The sequence below is a fragment of the Roseateles albus genome (assembly GCF_028595345.1).
Taxonomy (GTDB): domain Bacteria; phylum Pseudomonadota; class Gammaproteobacteria; order Burkholderiales; family Burkholderiaceae_C; genus Paucibacter_A; species Paucibacter_A albus.
In genome coordinates, this window is the sequence record NZ_JAQQXT010000017.1 from 38,149 (window position 1) to 56,644 (window position 18,496).

At 63.2% G+C, this 18,496-nt stretch carries 13 protein-coding genes; 8 read left to right on the plus strand and 5 right to left on the minus strand.

The window, feature by feature from the left end:
* Positions 1-37: 37 nt before the first annotated feature.
* From icmF to PRZ03_RS21205, 5 genes are all read right to left on the minus strand, one after another.
* Complete coding sequence (gene icmF / locus PRZ03_RS21185; protein ID WP_273602138.1) at positions 38-3,328, minus strand: fused isobutyryl-CoA mutase/GTPase IcmF; 3,291 nt, start codon at positions 3,326-3,328, stop codon at positions 38-40.
* Between the two features lie 167 nt (positions 3,329-3,495).
* Positions 3,496-4,734 carry an HD-GYP domain-containing protein gene (locus PRZ03_RS21190; protein WP_273602139.1) on the minus strand — a complete coding sequence of 413 codons (1,239 nt, stop codon included), beginning with the start codon at positions 4,732-4,734 and terminating at the stop codon, positions 3,496-3,498.
* 85 nt (positions 4,735-4,819) lie between these two features.
* On the minus strand, positions 4,820-6,445 hold the full coding sequence (locus PRZ03_RS21195) for a GDYXXLXY domain-containing protein (protein WP_273602140.1): 1,626 nt from the start codon (positions 6,443-6,445) through the stop codon (positions 4,820-4,822).
* Positions 6,442-7,443, minus strand: a complete 1,002-nt coding sequence (locus PRZ03_RS21200; protein ID WP_273602141.1) for a DUF2157 domain-containing protein — start codon at positions 7,441-7,443, stop codon at positions 6,442-6,444. Before PRZ03_RS21200 ends, PRZ03_RS21195 begins: the two co-directional genes overlap by 4 nt.
* A gap of 58 nt (positions 7,444-7,501) precedes the next feature.
* Positions 7,502-7,717, minus strand: a complete 216-nt coding sequence (locus tag PRZ03_RS21205) for a YgdI/YgdR family lipoprotein (protein ID WP_273602142.1) — start codon at positions 7,715-7,717, stop codon at positions 7,502-7,504.
* A gap of 218 nt (positions 7,718-7,935) precedes the next feature.
* Here PRZ03_RS21205 and PRZ03_RS21210 point away from each other — a divergent pair, with 218 nt between their 5' ends.
* From PRZ03_RS21210 to cobA, 8 genes are all read left to right on the plus strand, one after another.
* Positions 7,936-8,598, plus strand: coding sequence for an ANTAR domain-containing response regulator (locus PRZ03_RS21210; RefSeq protein ID WP_273602143.1), 663 nt, complete (start codon positions 7,936-7,938; stop codon positions 8,596-8,598).
* 260 nt (positions 8,599-8,858) lie between these two features.
* Complete coding sequence (locus PRZ03_RS21215) at positions 8,859-10,088, plus strand: CmpA/NrtA family ABC transporter substrate-binding protein (protein WP_273602144.1); 1,230 nt, start codon at positions 8,859-8,861, stop codon at positions 10,086-10,088.
* 13 nt (positions 10,089-10,101) lie between these two features.
* Positions 10,102-10,986 (plus strand): nitrate ABC transporter permease, encoded by an 885-nt coding sequence (gene ntrB, locus PRZ03_RS21220; RefSeq protein ID WP_273602145.1) that lies wholly within the window; start codon positions 10,102-10,104, stop codon positions 10,984-10,986.
* A 4-nt stretch (positions 10,987-10,990) separates the two neighbouring features.
* On the plus strand, positions 10,991-11,818 hold the full coding sequence (locus tag PRZ03_RS21225; RefSeq protein WP_273602146.1) for an ABC transporter ATP-binding protein: 828 nt from the start codon (positions 10,991-10,993) through the stop codon (positions 11,816-11,818).
* Positions 11,815-14,295, plus strand: a complete 2,481-nt coding sequence (gene nirB / locus PRZ03_RS21230) for a nitrite reductase large subunit NirB (protein ID WP_273602147.1) — start codon at positions 11,815-11,817, stop codon at positions 14,293-14,295. The genes PRZ03_RS21225 and nirB overlap by 4 nt, the downstream gene beginning before the upstream one ends.
* 14 nt (positions 14,296-14,309) lie before the next feature.
* A complete protein-coding gene (gene nirD / locus PRZ03_RS21235; protein WP_273602148.1) occupies positions 14,310-14,687 on the plus strand; it encodes a nitrite reductase small subunit NirD in 378 nt (125 codons plus the stop codon).
* A gap of 140 nt (positions 14,688-14,827) precedes the next feature.
* Complete coding sequence (locus PRZ03_RS21240) at positions 14,828-17,629, plus strand: nitrate reductase (RefSeq protein WP_273602149.1); 2,802 nt, start codon at positions 14,828-14,830, stop codon at positions 17,627-17,629.
* Positions 17,629-18,462, plus strand: coding sequence for a uroporphyrinogen-III C-methyltransferase (gene cobA / locus PRZ03_RS21245; RefSeq protein WP_273602150.1), 834 nt, complete (start codon positions 17,629-17,631; stop codon positions 18,460-18,462). The genes PRZ03_RS21240 and cobA overlap by 1 nt, the downstream gene beginning before the upstream one ends.
* Positions 18,463-18,496 lie beyond the last annotated feature (34 nt).

Genomic DNA, 18,496 nt, shown 5'->3' on the forward strand with positions numbered 1-18,496 from the left:
GTAAGCACTGAGCAGGATGCCTTCTGCCTAGTCGGCCTTACATGCTGCGCCGATACTGCCCGCCCACCTCAAAAAGCGCCGAGGTGATCTGGCCCAGCGAGCAAACCCGCACCGCGTCCATCAGCACCTCGAAGACGTTCTTGTTGTCGATGACGGCTTGCTGCAAACGCTGCAACTGAGCGGCGCTGTCGGCCGCATGCGTGGCGTGGAAGTCGCGCAAGCGATGCAGTTGGGACTGCTTTTCTTCGTCGGTCGAGCGCGCCAGCTCGATGCTCTCCATCACCTGATCGCCATGCGGGTTGCGGAAGGTGTTGACGCCGATGATGGGGTACTCGCCGGTGTGCTTGAGCATCTCGTAATGCATGCTCTCTTCCTGGATCTTGCTGCGCTGGTAGCCGGTTTCCATCGCACCCAGCACGCCGCCGCGCTCGGCAATCTTCTCGAACTCGCTCAGCACCGCTTCTTCCAGCAGCTCGGTCAGCTCCTCGATGATGAAAGCGCCTTGTGAGGGGTTCTCGTTCTTGGCCAGGCCCCATTCGCGGTTGATGATCAGTTGGATCGCCATCGCGCGGCGCACCGATTCTTCGGTCGGCGTCGTGATGGCCTCATCGAAGGCATTGGTGTGCAGGCTGTTGCAGTTGTCGTAGATGGCGATCAGGGCCTGCAGCGTGGTGCGGATGTCGTTGAACTGGATCTCCTGCGCGTGCAGGCTGCGGCCCGAGGTCTGGATGTGGTACTTCAGCTTTTGCGAGCGCTCGTTGGCGCCGTACTTGTCACGCATCGCCACCGCCCAGATGCGCCGCGCCACCCGGCCCAGCACCGTGTATTCCGGGTCCATGCCGTTGCTGAAGAAGAAGCTTAGATTCGGCGCGAAATCATCGATGTGCATGCCGCGCGCCAGATAGGCTTCGACGAAGGTGAAGCCATTGGAGAGTGTGAGCGCCAACTGGCTGATCGGATTCGCGCCGGCCTCGGCGATGTGATAACCGCTGATCGAGACGGAGTAGAAATTGCGCACATTGTGGTGCACGAAAAACTCGGCGATGTCACCCATCACCTTCAGGCTGAACTCGGTCGAGAAGATGCAGGTGTTCTGGCCCTGGTCTTCCTTCAGTATGTCGGCCTGCACGGTGCCGCGCACATTGGCAAGCACCCAGTCCTTGATCTTGGCGGCTTCGTCGGCGGTCGGGTCGCGGTGGTTGTCGCACCTGAACTTGGCGAGGTTCTGGTCGATCGCGGTGTTCATGAACATCGCCAGAATCGTTGGCGCCGGGCCGTTGATCGTCATCGACACCGAGGTCGTCGGGCTGCACAGATCGAAGCCGTCGTAGAGCACCTTCATATCGTCCAGGGTCGCGATGCTAACGCCTGAATTACCGACCTTGCCGTAGATGTCGGGGCGCGGTGCGGGGTCGGCGCCGTAGAGCGTGACCGAGTCAAAGGCGGTGGACAGGCGCTTGGCTGGCATGCCTTCGGAAACGAGTTTGAAGCGGCGGTTGGTGCGAAAGGCATCGCCTTCGCCGGCGAACATGCGGGTCGGGTCTTCGCCCTCGCGCTTGAAGGCGAACACGCCGGCGGTGTAGGGGAAGCTGCCGGGCACGTTCTCCAGCAACAACCACTTCAGCAGCTCGCCATGGCATTCGTAGGCCGGCAACACGACCTTGCGGATCTTGGTGCCCGAGAGGCTGGTGTGGACGAGGTTGGTGCGGATCTCCTTGTCGCGGATCTTCACCACATATTCATCGCCACCGTAAGCTTGCTGCATATCGGGCCATTGCTTGAGCAGTTGGCGCGCCGGGGCGTCCATTTGCGCTTCACGCGCTTCGGCCAGCTCGCCCAAGGCCAAGCGGGCGCCTTGCTTGTCCGGGTTGGACTCCAGCAGCATGCGTGAGCTGCCCCAGAGCTGCTGGATCTCGCGCGCCAGCGTCGCTTGTTGACGGGCACGCTTTTTGTAGCCGCGCACGGTGTCAGTGATCTCGGCCAGATAACGCACACGTGCTGCGGGCACCACCGGGGTCTGGTGAGTGCTGTGGCGGGTGTTCACCTGTGGCAGACGGCCTTCTTTCAACTCCAGGCCGAGCTCCGCCAGGCGCGGCTTCAAGGCTTGGTAGAGCGCGGTCACCCCGTCATCATTGAAACGGCTGGCCATCGTGCCGAAGACCGGCATCTGATCCGGCGGCGTGGTCCAGGCTTCCTTGTTGCGCTGCACTTGTTTGGCGACATCGCGGATCGCGTCGAGCGCGCCCTTGCGGTCGAACTTGTTGATCGCCACGAACTCGGCGAAGTCCAGCATGTCGATTTTTTCGAGTTGGCTGGCGGCGCCGAACTCGGGCGTCATCACATACATCGGCACATCGACATGCGGCACGATGGCCGCGTCGCCTTGGCCAATGCCTGAGGTCTCGACGATGATCAGGTCGAAGCCGGCGACCTTGGCTGCGGCGATCGCGTCGGGCAGGGCAGGGGAGATTTCGCTGCCGAAGTCGCGCGTGGCGAGGCTGCGCATGAAGACGCGTTGGCCTTGGCTCCATGGGCCAATGGCGTTCATGCGGATGCGGTCACCCAAGAGCGCACCGCCGCTCTTGCGGCGCGACGGATCGATTGAGATCACGGCCACGCGCAGGCCATCGTTCTGGTCCAGACGCAGGCGGCGGATCAGCTCATCGGTCAGGCTACTTTTGCCGGCGCCGCCGGTGCCGGTGATGCCCAGCACGGGCACCTTGATGCTCTTGGCGGCGGCTTCCAACTCGGCGACCAGCGCCGCGTCGGCCTTGTCGTTCTCTAAAGCGGTGATCAACTGGGCCAGCGAGCGCCAAGCGCCTTCGCCATGGCCTTGCAGGCTGCTCAAGGCCTTGGGGGCATAGACGCTGAAGTCTTGGTCGGCCTTCATCACCATCTCGCCGATCATGCCTTGCAGGCCCATGCGTTGGCCGTCTTCTGGGCTGAAGATGCGCACGCCATGTTCGGCCAGATCGCGGATCTCGGCCGGCACGATCACGCCGCCGCCGCCGCCGAAGACCTGGATATGCGAGCCGCCGCGAGCCTTCAGCAACTCGACCATGTATTTGAAGTACTCGACATGGCCGCCCTGGTAGCTGCTGATGGCGATGCCTTGCGCGTCTTCTTGCAGTGCTGCGGTGACGACCTCGTCGACCGAGCGGTTGTGGCCCAGGTGGATCACCTCGACACCCATGCCTTGCAAGATGCGCCGCATGATGTTGATGGCGGCGTCATGGCCGTCAAACAGGCTGGCGGCCGTCACAAAACGCACCTTGTTGGACGGGCGATAGTTGGCGAGGGCCTTGTATTCGGCGGACAAATCGGTCATGGCGGGTCTCCAGCGGCAGCAGCTAATGTCATCAGGCTTGCCGGTTTGTAGCAGCAAAACTCCTGCGATTCTAGGGCTTGATTGACGTTTACGTAAACGTCAGTTTGACGCGGTGTTGGCAATATGGCTGGCAATTAAATGAACCTGACCCCATTTAAGGGGGTGCTTTAAGCGCCGCCGGGCTGCTGCCAGATATCGTCCAAATAGCTGAAGCCCCAGTCCGAGGGGGTTTCGCGGCTGAGGACCTTGTCGCGCGTGCTGGGGTGCGAGAGGTCCAGGGTCAGAACTGGAATCGGCATGCTGGAGCGGGTCGAATAGAACACCCGCACCACCGGCGCGGCAAGGCTCGCCGCATTCAGCTCGGAGACGACCGCCAGCCGCCCCGACTCCAGCTTGACCAGACTGCCAACAGGGTAGATGCCGACGCTTTTCACAAAGGCCTTGAACACGACCGGGTCGAAATGATCACCCGCCCATTGCGCCATGCGCTGAATCGAGCCGGCCGGGTCCCAGGCCGATTTATAGGGGCGGGTCGAGGTGATCGCGTCATAGACATCGCAAACCGCGCCCATGCGGGCCAAGAGGCTGATCTGCTCGCCCTTGAGCTTTTTCGGGTAGCCAGTGCCGTCCATTTTTTCATGGTGGTGCAGGCAGACATCCAAGGCGCCAGTCGGCACCGAGGCGCCTTCTTTGAGCATTTGGTAGCCGCGCACCGGGTGGGAGCGAATGACGTTGAATTCGGCGTCGGTCAGCTTGCCTGGTTTGTTCAACACATCCATCGGCATGGCCATCTTGCCAATGTCATGCAGCAGGCCGGCCAGGCCGGCCTCGCGGGTCTGCTCGTCACTGAGGCCGAGCTGTTTGGCCAGGGAGACCATCAAGGCGCAGACCGCCACCGAATGCATATAGGTGTAGTTGTCCTTGGTCTTCAAGCGCGCCAGGCTGATCAGCGCGGACGGATTGCGCGAGACCGAGTTGCTGATTTCTTCGACGATGGGCAGGCATTGATCGGCGTCCAGGGCCTTGCCCAAACGCGCCTCGCCAAACATCGAGGTCACGGCCTCGCGCGAGCGGTTGACAAGGATATTGGCGCGGGCCATTTCGGCGGCCATGCTGGTGGGCGCGCGCTGATCCTCCGACTTGGGCTTGGCGGCGGCAGCCGGTTCGGCGGTGGGCGGGCTCACTTGCTGTTCCGGCGGCGCGGTCGGCCTTGCGTCGCTCACGTCCAAGCCGCGCTCGGTATCAATCACCAGCATGGGCACACCGCTGCTCAGCAAGGCATCCAAGTCTGCTGGCTCTTGCAGCAGAAACTTGGTCTTCCAAAAGGGATGGGCCAGCCAAGACCCTTCCAGTGACTGGACAAACATGCCGATGCGGACTTGTTGTACGGAGATTTTCTTCAGCATCAAAAAAGGTCCGGTGCTCGCGCCTGTTCGCTACTTCAAAGGATTGTCATCGGCAACAATGGCAAAAAACTGAACCTGACCCCATTTAAGGCGCGATGCGCTGGAGCTTGGCGTCGGCCAGTCCGACCAGCAAGGCTTGGCCATCGGGGCGGACCCTGAATTCGCCGTATTTGGCCGCTTGCCAGCGCGCGCCATCACCTTCGCGGAAGAACCAGGCATCGCTGACCAGCGTCCAGCTGCCATTCTTGGGGCTCAATTCCATCAATTGCTCATCTGGGGCCAGAGCCCTGCCCGCAGCACCCGGCTCATGCAAGCGCTGTACGCGCGCGACGCCGCGCGCGTCAAGCTTCAGCACCACTTGGGGCCGCGCAGTGCCAAGCCGGTACAACTGGGCCGCATTGATGTCGGAACCTAAATCGTAATTCAGGCGCATAAAGTCGCCCTGCATCAGTGAGCGCGGATCAACGGGTGCCAGCGCTACAAAGAGCGGTCGACCCTCGCTGATCAGGCGCTGCTTTTGCCAGATGCCGGTGTTGACGACGGCCAGGCCCAGCAAGCCCGCGCTCAAGAGCCAGGCGGCGCCGGGCATCCGCCGGGCTTGCGAGTTGGCGCTGACGGTGCTTGCCTCCGTGCTTTGACCCCGAGCCGCGAGCCCGGCGATCAGTGCCAGCAAGCCGGCTGCGCCCACCAGCACCGCCGCCTTGCTGCTCAAACTCCAGCTGAGTTGATAGTAAGACGCCCCCAGCACCCAGACTGCAGCGCTCGCGCTGGCCGTGGCCAATTCCCAGCGCCGGTTGGAACTGCTCCAGGCCAGTAGCATCAAGAGGCCGCCCAGGCAAGGCAGCCAGATGCAAAGGCCGGCCAGCACCAGCGCGACGGCAACAGGGATTGGGCGGCGCAGATCCGGCCAAGCTCGCGCGGCCAGTGCAAAGCCACCCAGCGCGAATGCGACTGCGCCAGCCTGGTAGGCCCATCGCAAGCTGGCGGGCATCTCCAACTCGGGGCCGAAAAAGCCCTGTTCCAGAGCGGCGAAACTGCCCAAGACTGCGAGGCCGAGCACCAGCATCAAGAGCCAACCGGTGGCAACTGCCTCCAGCAGCGCCGCCTTGGCCGCATGCCTGCCGTGCAGCAGCCGGGCCTGCTGCAAGAGCAGCGCGGCCAGCCCCATCGCCAAACCCGCATGCAGGATCAGCCAGTACACCCCGAGCCCCTTGCGCTGGCTCAATCCCGTTGGAATCAGCATGATGCAGAAAAACAGTCCGGCAGCCGCTCCCAGCAACACGCGCAGCCAAGCTTTGTCAATGGCCAGGGCCAGCCCGAAGCAGACCATCAGCAGCAGGGCCGAAGCGACTGATTCGTGCAAATCACGGTACAGACCCAGGCTCAAGGTCAGCGCGCCGCTCAGCAGCAGCGGCAGGGCCAATTGCTCGACGAACAAGGTCGCCTTCCTGGCGCGCAAGATGATGCTCGCCGCCACCATCAGCAGGGCGCCGACGAGATAGGCGCCGCTCCCTTCTGTCAACGCCGGCCCCAGCAGCAAGTAGATGCAAATCAGCAGTGGTACCGCCGCCAACCAGGCGCCCAGCGCCGTCAGCAGCACCAGTGACCAGGGGCGTTCCTCAGTGGCAGGCAACTCTGCTGAACTGGGTAACAAACCCGCTGTGATCGCGCGCTGCAACACTTGCGCCGACGTCAATGCTGCTGTGTTCATTGGGCCGCTCCCGCCGCGCCGGCGTGGTGACGTGCGAGCCGCATCAGGCCGCTGACGCTGGCCGCCAGCAGCAGCGCCGCAAACGCCCCGAGCAGCAGAAGCCGCAGCGGATCGTCGCCGAGCGAGCCATGGCCCAGGCTCAGCCAATGTGCAGCACCGAACACCAGCAGCGTGTTCAGCCCTAAGGCCACTATGCTCAGCTGAGCCATGTCAAAGCCTTGAGCACGGCGGGCGACCAGTGCGGCAGCCAGCAGCCCCAGGATCAGGCCGATCCAATACTGCGGCATCACCTCTGTACGCAGTAAACCATTCAGAGCCACTGCGGTGCCTAAGGCGGTGGCCAGTCCCATCGCCACACGCAGCGTGAGCAGACCAGCGCCGGTCTGGCGGCGGCACAGCGGCCCGAGCAGAATCAGCATCAGGCTGATTGCGCCAAAAGCCAGCGCGTGCACCACGATATCTGCGTCTTGGCCAGCCGGCAGCGCGCTCCAGCGCCCACCTAAATGGGTGTCCAGCCATAGCGCAATCGCTGTTGTCGTGATCGCAGCCCATGGCGTCCACAAAACATCGGAGCGCGCGCCCAAGCACAGCGGCAGGCCCAAGGCGGCCCAGAGCGCAAACAGCTGCCAAGGGTCGGCGCCGGTTTGGTAGGTTTGGCCGAAAAAGGCAAGCAAACCGCCCAAGCTCAGCAGGCATAACAAGGCCAAGGCGGCGCGGGCCTTGGGCCACAGCGCCGCACCTAGCGCGCTGCCGAGCAGCAGAGTTTGCAAGAGAGCAAAACGCCCGGCACGCCCCAGCTCGGCCCAGTTGGCCGCCACCCACATCAAAAGCCCTAAGCCGGCCAAGCCTGCCGCCAACAAGGCCGTACCGCGCAGCAGCTGTGCGCTCAAGTTGCGCGGCTGCTCGGTCAGGCCTGCCGCGCGCTGTAGCTGAAGCGCGGCTTGTTCGTCCAAGCCATATTGGGCGCCAAGTTGAAGGAGCAGGAGTCGTGTTTTCATTGGCGCAAATGATAAGGGCGGCCATGCCGCCCTCAATGACTAGCTTTTGCGGCGGGTGTCAGCGTTCCATGATCTGGACGACGTCGGACTTCATGATGGTGACGCGCTTGCCATCGGCATCGCGGTACTCGTAGCTGCCGGCTTTCTCATCCAAGTCGGGCTTGCCGTGGCTGACGATCATGCGGCCTTCTTTGGTGCTCATGATGTATTGCGTGGAACTGCAGCCGGCCAAGGCTGCAAGCAGAACCAAACAGATGGAAGCGCTGAGTTTCATGGCTTGATCTCCTATCTAAAGTTGATTTGTGAGGCCGGTCGACAAAGGCCGACGCGGCGAGTATTCCATGGCGAGCTGGCGTTAGCACAAGGAATTTCCCACCCTGGCCTTGGCAGCGCAGATTCAAATTAGGGGATTGATCTGGGCCTATGTTCGCGCTAGGGGCTATGCCTAGCTGGGCACGAAACTTGCATTTGGCTGATGACTCGGTCCAGACTATGCAAAACCCCAGCAAGCCCACTCCGCCCATCAAGGCCATCGCCATCGCCGCACCGCCCAGCCCCGCCCAAGGCTTGCGTGTGCTGCTGATCGACGATGGCGCGCACCGTGTGCAGCTGATTCAGCAAGAGCTGGCGCGCCAAGGCTGCGAGGTGGTCGGCGTGATCGAGCAGGGTGCCTTGATCCATGACTGCGTGCTGCGTCTGAAGCCCGATGTGGTGATTGTCGACAGCGAATCGCCGACGCGCGACACCTTGGAGAACCTCGCCACGCTGTCGCTGCAGATGCCGCGGCCGGTGGTGGTGTTCTCGGAGGACGGCGACCAAGGAACGATGCGCCGAGCGCTGCAGGCCGGCGTCAGCGCCTATGTGGTGGCGGGGCTGCAGCCGCAGCGTCTGGCTTCGGTGCTGCAAGTGGCCTGCCTGCGTTTTGAGCAAGACCTGGCCCTGCGCCAGGAGCTGACGCAGGCGCAAGCGCAACTCAGTGGGCGCAAGCTCATCGAGCGGGCCAAGGGCATCTTGATGGCGGAGATGGGCCTGGATGAAGACGCAGCCTACAAGCGCATGCGTCGCTTGGCCATGGACCGTGGCTCGCCCTTGATTGATGTGGCTGAACGCATCATTGATGCACAGGCCTTGTTGCGCTGCACCAAACTGGGTTGATTCTGGCTGGGCATGCCTTCAAAGCGTGCGCAAACCGCTCCCGACCCCCAGCGTTTTGGCTGGCACGAGTCCTGCTAAGTAGATCCTGAGACTCACAACGGCGTGGGTTCACTCAAGCGCAATATAGATTTTCGACGGACAACGGCGTCCGACCTTGGTTCTCGCTTTCTTTGGAAAGCCTGAGCGGGTCGACGCCGTTTTTGTTTTTGGAACTGGAGATGTTGATGAGCAAGAGTCTTGAACTTCAAGGAGAAGGTTTGATGAGCGCAGATCGTCGCAAACTATTGACCGGTGCTGCCGCTGGGGCTGTGACAGGTCTTGCTAGCAGCTTGCCCGGCGGCGCCTGGGCCGCCGGCTCCGACAAGCCCGAGAAGGAAGAGGTCCGCATCGGCTTCATTCCGCTGACCGATTGCGCCAGCGTCGTGATGGCCTCGGTCTTGGGCTTCGACAAGAAGTACGGCGTCAAAATCATTCCGACCAAGGAAGCCTCTTGGGCAGGCGTGCGCGACAAACTGGTCAACGGCGAGCTGGACATGGCGCATGCGCTCTACGGCATGATTTATGGCGTGCACCTCGGCGTGGCCGGCCCCAAGAAAGACATGGCCGTCTTGATGACCCTGAACAACAACGGCCAGGCGATCACGCTGTCCAAGAGGCTGGCCGACAAGGGCGCGGTCGACGGCGCGACGCTTGCCAAGCTGATGGCGACCGACAAGCGTGAGTACACCTTTGCCCAGACCTTCCCTACCGGCACCCACGCGATGTGGTTGTACTACTGGATGGCCGCGCATGGCATCAACCCGCTCAAGGACGCCAAGGTCATCACCGTGCCGCCGCCGCAGATGGTGGCGAATATGCGGGTCGGCAATATGGACGGCTATTGCGTCGGCGAGCCCTGGAACCACCGCGCCATCGTCGACGGCATCGGCATTACCGCCGTCACCTCGCAAGACATCTGGAAAGACCATCCCGAGAAGGTGCTGGCCAGCAGCGGCGACTTCGTTAAGCAGTACCCGAATACTGCGCGTGCCGTCATCATGGCCGTGCTGGAGGCCGGCCGCTGGATAGACGCCGGCCTGCAAAACAAGCTCAAGATGGCCGACACCATCGCCGAGAAGGCCTATGTCAACACCGGCGTCGACGCGATCAATCAGCGCATTCTGGGGCGCTACCAAAACGGCTTAGGAAGGACATGGGACGACCCCAACTACATGAAGTTTTTCAACGACGGGCAGGTCAACTTCCCCTATTTGAGCGACGGCATGTGGTTCCTGACCCAGCACAAGCGTTGGGGCTTGCTGAAAGACCACCCGGACTATCTGGCGGTCGCCAAGCAGATCAACCAGATCGATCTGTACAAGCAAGCGGCCAGCGCGCTCAAGGTCAATGTGCCCAAAGACGCCATGCGCAGCAGCAAGCTGATCGACGGCGTGGTCTGGGACGGGCGCGAGCCGGCCAAATATGCCGACGCCTTCAAAGTCAAAGCCTGAGGAGCAAGCCATCATGGTCAGTGCCGTCTTCCATTCGCCGCGTGACGTCAGCATCGAGCTGGTCAAGCCGCCTGTATCTCCCCCGCAGAAAGTGAAAGCTAAACCGCAAACCGCGCGGATGCCGATCGACTGGCGCGGCGTCTGGCTGCGCGTGCTGCCGCCAGTGCTGGGTCTGGCCTTGTTGATCGGCATCTGGGCGCTGGCGACCCAGAAAGGCGGGCCCTTTCCAAGCCCGTCGGCCACCTTCGATGCCGCCGTCAAACTGTTCGCCGACCCCTTCCGCAGCAACGGTCCGAACGACCAAGGCATAGGTTGGAACATCCTGGCCTCGCTGCAACGGGTCGCGCTGGGCTTTGGCCTGGCGGCGCTGGTCGGTATTCCGCTGGGCTTTGTGATCGGCAGGTTCGAGTTCGCCAGCCGCATGATCTCGCCGCTGATCAGCCTGCTCAAGCCAGTCTCGCCGCTGGCCTGGTTGCCGATTGGCTTGTTGGTGTTCAAGAGCGCCAATCCGGCGGCGATCTGGACCATCTTTATCTGCTCGATCTGGCCCATGGTGGTCAACACAGCGGTCGGCGTGCAGCGCGTGCCCGAGGACTATCTGAACGTGGCGCGGGTTTTGAAGCTATCTGAATGGAAAGTTATCACCCGCATCCTCTTGCCGGCCGTGCTGCCTTACATCTTGACCGGCGTGCGCCTGTCGGTCGGCACCGCCTGGCTGGTGATCGTGGCGGCCGAGATGCTGACCGGCGGTGTCGGCATCGGTTTCTGGGTCTGGGATGAGTGGAACAACCTCAATGTCGCCCACATCATCATCGCGATCTTCGTCATCGGCATCGTCGGGCTGGCGCTGGAATGGATCTTGATGGCCGTGGCCAAACGCTTCTCTTTCGAGGACTGATGTGATGAGTACTCTTGTGAACAAAGCGAAAAGCTTCATCGAAGTGCAGGCGGCCGAGATGGTCTTCAACACCCGCAAGGGTAGCTTCCATGCCCTCAGCAAGATTGACTTGCAGGTGCAGCGCGGCGAGTTCATCACGCTGATTGGCCATTCGGGCTGCGGCAAGTCGACGCTGCTGAATCTGATCGCCGGCCTGCTGCGGCCCAGCAGCGGCGTGCTGCTGTGCGATAACCGCGAGATCACCGAGCCCGGGCCCGAGCGCGCAGTGGTGTTCCAGAACCATTCGCTCTTGCCGTGGCTGTCGTGCTTCGAGAACGTCTATCTGGGTGTCGAATCGGTGTTCGAGCGGGCCGAGTCCAAGGCCAAGCTGATCGAGCGCACCGAGGCCGCGCTGGCGCTGGTCGGCATGAGTCACGCGACACACAAACGCCCGCATGAGATCTCCGGCGGCATGAAGCAGCGCATAGGCATTGCTCGCGCGCTGGCCATGCAACCCAAGGTCCTCTTGATGGATGAGCCCTTCGGCGCGCTCGATGCGCTGACCCGCGCACATCTGCAAGATGAGCTGCTGAAGATCGTCGCCGCGACGCAAAGCACGGTGGTGATGGTCACGCATGACGTCGACGAGGCGGTGCTTTTGAGTGACCGCATCGTGATGATGAGCAATGGGCCGGCCGCAACGATAGGCGAGATCCTCAGCGTTGACCTGCCAAGGCCGCGCAGCCGTGTCGAGTTGTCGGAGAGCGCCGCGTACACCGCGGCCCGCAAGGCGGTGATCGACTTTCTCTACACCCGCCACGCCAAGGAAGCCCGTAGCGAGGTGGCAGCATGAACGCGTCGAGCAAGTTCTTGGGGCCTAAACAGAAACTGGTCTTGATCGGTAACGGCATGGCCGGCGTGCGCACGCTCGAAGAGCTGCTCAAGATGGCGCCGGATCTCTACGACATCACCGTCTTCGGTGCCGAGCCGCACCCGAACTACAACCGCATCCTGCTGAGCCCGGTACTGGCCGGCGAGCAGACGATTGAGGAGATCATCCTCAATCCGCTGGATTGGTATGCAGACAACAACATCACCCTGCACTTGAGCAAGACGGTCACGCAGATCGACCGGATTCGTCGCAAGGTCATCGCCTCAGATGGCACCGAGGCCGATTACGACCGCCTGCTGATCGCCACCGGCTCCGTGCCTTTCATCCTGCCCATTCCCGGCAAGGATCTGGACGGCGTAATCGCCTATCGCGACATCGCCGATACCAACGAGATGATCGACGCTGCGACCAAATACCAGCACGCAGTCGTGATCGGCGGCGGCCTGCTGGGCCTGGAGGCCGCTAACGGCTTGATGCTGCGGGGCATGCAGGTGACTGTCGTGCATATCGGCGATTGGCTGATGGAGCGTCAGCTCGATGATGTGGCCGGTGACCTGCTGCGCAAATCGCTGCAGGCACGCGGCCTGAAGTTCAAACTCGGCGCGCAGACGCAGGCCTTGATAGGAGGCAAAGACGGCCGCGCTGACGGGGAGGACACGACCCGAGGTCGTGTACGGGCCGTCCAGTTCAAAGACGGCAGCGAAATCCCAGCCGACTTGGTCGTGATGGCCGCCGGCATCCGCCCCAATACGGCCTTGGCCGAAAGTGCCGGCATCCACTGCAGCCGTGGCATCGTCGTCAGCGACACGCTGCAGACCACCACCGACCCGCGCATCTACTCGGTCGGCGAATGCGCCGCGCATCGCGGCATCGCTTACGGTCTGGTGGCGCCGCTGTTCGAGCAGGGCAAGGTTTGCGCCACACACCTGGCGCAGTTCGGCATCGGCCGCTACACCGGCAGCTCGGTGTCGACGAAGCTGAAAGTGACCGGCATCGACTTGTTCTCGGCCGGCGACTTTACCGGAGGCGAAGGCTTCGAAGAAATCGTGATGAGCGACCCCTTTGCCGGTGTCTACAAAAAGCTCGTGATCAAGAACGACCAACTGGTGGGCGCCTGTTTGTACGGCGACACGGTCGATGGGTCTTGGTATTTCAAGTTACTGCGCGAGGGCCGCAAGGTGGCCGATATCCGCGACAAGCTGATGTTCGGCGAATCCAATATCGGTGACGTCGGCCATCAAGGTCACAACAAGGCAGCCGCCATGGCGGACAGCGACGAAGTCTGCGGTTGCAACGGCGTCAGCAAGGGCACGATTTGCAAGGCGATCAAGGACAAGGGCCTGTTCACGCTGGACGAAGTGCGCAAGCACACCAAGGCGAGTGCGTCCTGCGGCAGTTGCACCGGTCTGGTCGAGCAGCTGCTGATGTTCACCGCCGGGGGAGACTATTCGGCCACACCGAAGAAGAAGGCGGTTTGCGCCTGTACCGATCTCAGCCATCAGGATGTCCGCGACGCCATCGACAAGCAGCATCTGATCAGCCTGGATAGCGTTTACACAGCCTTGAGCTGGAAGACGCCCAATGGTTGCCCGACCTGCCGCCCGGCCCTGAACTACTACCTGATCTCCAGCTGGCCCAAGGAAGCGCAGGACGATCCGCAAAGCCGCGCCATCAATGAACGAGCCCACGCCAATATCCAGAAGGACGGCACCTACTCGGTGATCCCGCGTATGTGGGGCGGCGAGACCAACAGCTCCGAGCTGCGCCGCATTGCCGACGCGGTGGACAAGTACAAGATCCCGACGGTCAAGGTCACCGGCGGCCAGCGCATCGACTTGCTGGGCGTGAAGAAGGAAGACCTGGTCGGCGTCTGGAAGGACATTGGCATGCCCTCGGGCCATGCTTACGCCAAGGCGCTGCGCACGGTCAAAACCTGCGTTGGCTCCGAGTGGTGCCGCATGGGCACGCAGGACAGCACTCAGATGGGCAAGGACCTGGAGCGCGCTTTCGTGGGCATGTATGCGCCGCACAAGGTCAAGTTCGCGGTGTCGGGCTGCCCGCGCAACTGCGCCGAAGCCGGCATCAAGGACGTCGGCATCATCGGCGTCGACAGCGGCTGGGAGATGTATGTGGCGGGCAATGGCGGCATCAAGACCGAGGTCGCGCATTTCTTCACCAAGCTCAAGACCGCCGAGGAAGTGCTGGAGTACACCGGCGCCTTCATGCAGCTCTACCGCACCGAGGGCTGGTATCTGGAGCGCACCGTGCATTACGTTGCGCGGGTCGGCCTGGACTATGTGAAGCAGAAGATTCTGGATGATGTTGAGGGTCGGCGGGCGCTGTGGGCGCAGCTGCAATTCGCGCTTGCAGGTGAGCCCGATCCTTGGTTCGAGTTCGATAAAGCCAAGGTCGATCTGCGTCAGTTTGAAGCGTTGTGAGAGGGAGATCAGCAATGAAGGAATGGAAAAACATCTGCGCTTTGACCGACATCCCGGTGCTGGGCTCGCGCCGCGTGCAGCGCAGCCAAGGCCCGCAAGTCGCCTTGTTTCGCACGGCCGATGATGCGGTGTTCGCGCTGCTGGATCGCTGCCCCCACAAGGGCGGGCCACTCAGCCAAGGGATCGTGTTCGGCAACAAAGTGGCTTGCCCGCTGCATAACTGGACCATCGCCCTGGACAACGGTCAGGCGCATGCGCCCGACGAGGGCTGCACGGCCAAGTTCAGCGTTAAGGTGGAGGCGGGTCAGGTGATGCTTTGCGAAGGCGAGCTGGCCAGCATAGGCCTGGAATTTGAGCCGATCAAAGCCGGACCCTGCACGCGCAGCTGCTGAACTCAGTATGGATACGCGTTCGACCTGTCCCTATTGCGGCGTGGGCTGCGGACGCGCGCCTTGGCGCGGTCCGCGAAGCGGTGTCATGGGGCTCCCCCCTGCCCCCCTCCGAGAGGGGGGAGTTGCTTCCGGGAGTCGTCATGCTTGAGACCAAATCTACTTGCCCATATTGCGGTGTTGGCTGCGGCATCATTATCGAGAGCGAGGCCGGCGCCATCACCGGCGTGCGGGGCGACCCGGAGCATCCGGCCAACTTTGGCCGCCTGTGCAGCAAGGGCTCCACCCTGCACCTGACTGCTGCGCCAGTGGTGCTGCAAACCCGGCGCTTGCTGCAGCCGATGCTGCGGGCGGAGCGGACGGCACCCATGAAGGCGAGCAGCTGGGATGCCGTCAACCAGCATGTGGCCGACAAACTGGCCGCCGTCATTGGCGAGCACGGACCCGACTCGGTCGGCTTCTACATCTCCGGCCAGTTGCTGACCGAGGACTATCACGCCTTCAACAAGCTCGCCCGCGCGCTGGTCGGTACCAACAACATCGACAGCAACTCGCGTCTGTGCATGAGTTCGGCCGTGGTCGGCTACAAGCAAAGCTTGGGCGTCGACGCGCCGCCGGCCTGCTATGAAGATTTGGATCATGCCGACTGCGTCTTCATCAGCGGCGCCAACCCGGCCTGGGCGCACCCGATTCTGTTTCGCCGGCTGGAGGCTGCCAAAGCCTCGCGCCCGGCGATGAAGGTCATCGTCGTCGACCCGCGCCGCACCGAAAGTGCCGAGTTCGCCGACCTGCATCTGCAGATCCTGCCCGGCACCGATGTGGCGCTGTGCCTGGGTCTGCTGCATGCCTGCATCTGGGACGGCCTGCTGGCTCAGCCTTTTATCGATGCGCATACGACTGGCTTTGCCGAGCTCAAGGCGCTGGCGCGCGACATGACGCCGGCGCAAGCCGCGCGCATCTGCGGCATCAAGGAAGTGGAGCTGCTGCAAGCCGCGCGCTGGTTTGCCCAGTCGCCCGCCACCTTGTCGCTCTATTGCCAAGGCCTCAACCAAAGCAGCAGCGGCACGGCCAAGAACACCGCCTTGATCAATCTGCATCTGGCTACCGGCCAGATCGGTCGGCCCGGTGCCGGACCTTTTTCGCTAACGGGTCAACCCAATGCCATGGGTGGGCGCGAGGTCGGCGGCATGGCGACGCTCTTGCCCGGACATCGTGACCCCAATGACGCCGCACACCGCGCCGAGATCGCCGCCCTGTGGGGTGTGGACGCCTTGCCGAGCAGGCCTGGCAAGACGGCGGTCGAATTGTTCGAGGCGGCCGCGCGTGGCGAGGTGAAGGTCTTGTGGATAGCCTGCACCAACCCGGCGCAGTCGCTGCCCGACCAAGCGCTGGTGCGGCGCGCGCTGGAGCGCTGCGAGTTGGTGATCTTGCAAGAATGCTTTGCCGGCACGGCGACAGCCGCCTACGCAGACGTGATTTTGCCGGCCGCCACTTGGGGCGAGAAGGACGGTAGCGTCACCAACAGCGAGCGCCGCATCAGCCGCGTGCGCGCCGCGATTGCCCCCCCGGGTGAGGCGAGGTCAGACTGGCAAATCGTGCGCGATGTGGCGCGCTTGTTGGAGCCTGTGCTGAGACCTGGCCGCGCGAGTCTGTTTGATTTCGAACGCAGCGAGGCGCTGTGGCTGGAGCATCGCGAAGCGACCCGTGGCCGCGACCTCGACATCAGCGGCCTCAGCTATGCCTTGCTGGACCGCGACGGCCCGCAGCAATGGCCGTTTCCAGAAGGCGCGCTGAAGGGCCGCGCGCGGCTCTATGAAGATGGCCGTTTTGCCGCGCCCGACGGCCGCGCGCGCTTTATTGCCAAGCCCTACCAAGCCTGCGCAGAGCAGGTCGACGCACGCTTTCCTTTGGGCTTGACCACCAGCCGCATGCGCGATCAATGGCATGGCATGAGCCGCAGCGGCGTGGTCAGCCGCTTGTTCGGTCACAGCGGCGCACCGGTTTTGCGTATGAACCCGCAGGACATGCCGCGCCGAGGGCTCAAGGACGGCGATCTGGTGCGGGTGCGTTCACGGCGTGGCGAGATCACCCTACTCCTGCTGGGTGACGCCGACGTCGGCGCGGCGCAAGCCGATCTGGCCATGCATTGGGGCCAGGAATTTGTCTCCGGTCGTGGTGGCCAGGGCCAGCCCTTGCTGGGCGCCAACGCCCTGACACAGCCAGCGTTTTGCCCCGATTCCAAACAGCCCGAATTGAAATTCACGGCGGTGGATATCAAACGCCTGGATTTGCCCTGGCGCCTGAGCGCGGCGGTCTGGGTGGCGCCGGCCGAAGCGGCTGCATTGGGTCTGGCCCTGCAGGGTTTGATGGCCGAATTTGACTATGCCTGTTGCGTGCCGGTCCCGGCTCAAGCCGGCAAAGAGGGCTGGTCTTTCGAAGCCGCGCATGCGACCGCGCCTGCGCCGGAACTGATCGCAAGGATGGCTGCACTGCTGAAGCTGCAGGGCGCCAAGCTGCTGCGTTATGCAGACGCACAGCGCGGCCGCACGCGCCTGCTCTTGCTCGACGGCGTGGGCGCCGAGGCTCGCTTGCAGGCGCTGCTGCGTGTGGGCGAGGTGGATGAACGGGGTGGAGGCGCCTGGCTGAACCAGCTCTGGCGAGACGCCGCTTTGGTGGCGCCCTATGGCCGCAGCTTGCTGGCGCCCGAGGCCGGTGCGCCGCAAGACCTGGCCCCGCGCAGTCCGCAGGTGTGCAATTGCTTTGATGTCTCCGAGGCGAGCATTCGCGCTCAGTTGAGTGCCAGTGGTGGTGCCGGTACGCCCGCGGAGCGACTGCAGTCCTTGCAGGCCAAGCTGCGCTGCGGCACCCAATGCGGCTCCTGTTTGCCGGCGCTGCGGCGCTTGGTCGATGCTCCCATGCCCCAAATCAAGGAAGAGGTGGCCTGATGATGAACAAACTCCCCCATGCAGTCAGTCTGGTCGGCGCCGGCCCCGGCGACCCCGAGCTCTTGACTATCAGGGCCTATCAGCGCATCCAGGCCGCCGATGTGATCCTCAGCGACGATCTGGTCGACCCGCGCGTGCTGGCGCTGGCCAATCCAGCGGCACGCATCTTGTATGTGGGCAAACGCGGCGGCTGCGTCTCCACCGAGCAGCGCTTCATCCATGACTTGATGATTCGCGAAGCCCGCAGCGGTGCCCGCGTCGTGCGTCTGAAGGGCGGCGACCCCTTTATGTTCGGGCGTGGCGCCGAGGAAGTTGACGCGCTGCGCGAAGTCGGCATCGCGGTCGAGGTGGTCAGCGGCCTGACCTCAGGCATCGCCGCGCCCGCCAGCATCGGCATTCCGGTCACCGATCGGCGCCACGCACCCGGTGTTGCCTTCGTCACCGGCCACAGCCGCGACGGTGCGCGCGCCGGCGATGGCCCCGACTGGGCGGCGCTGGCGCGCAGCCGGCTGACCCTGGTGATCTATATGGGCCTCAGCCAGGCCGAACACATCGTGCAAGCCTTGATTGCTGGCGGCTTGGCTGCCGACACGCCGGCCGCTGCGATCTCGGCCGCCCACACAGCGCAGCAGCGCCAACAGGTCTGCCTCCTGGCCGAGTTGCCGGCAATGCTGATGCGCGAGCAATTGCCCAGTCCGGCGATTCTGGTGGTGGGCCAGGTGGTGCGGCAGGCACAGGCTTGGGCTGATCTGCAGCTGAACCTGCAGTCATCTGCGCCGCGCACAACGCAGCAGACGCAGCTGTCCGCGCAAGCGAGGCTGAGACGGGCTTGAGTCTCTGCGCTCGTCGGCCCCGCCGTTACAGTCA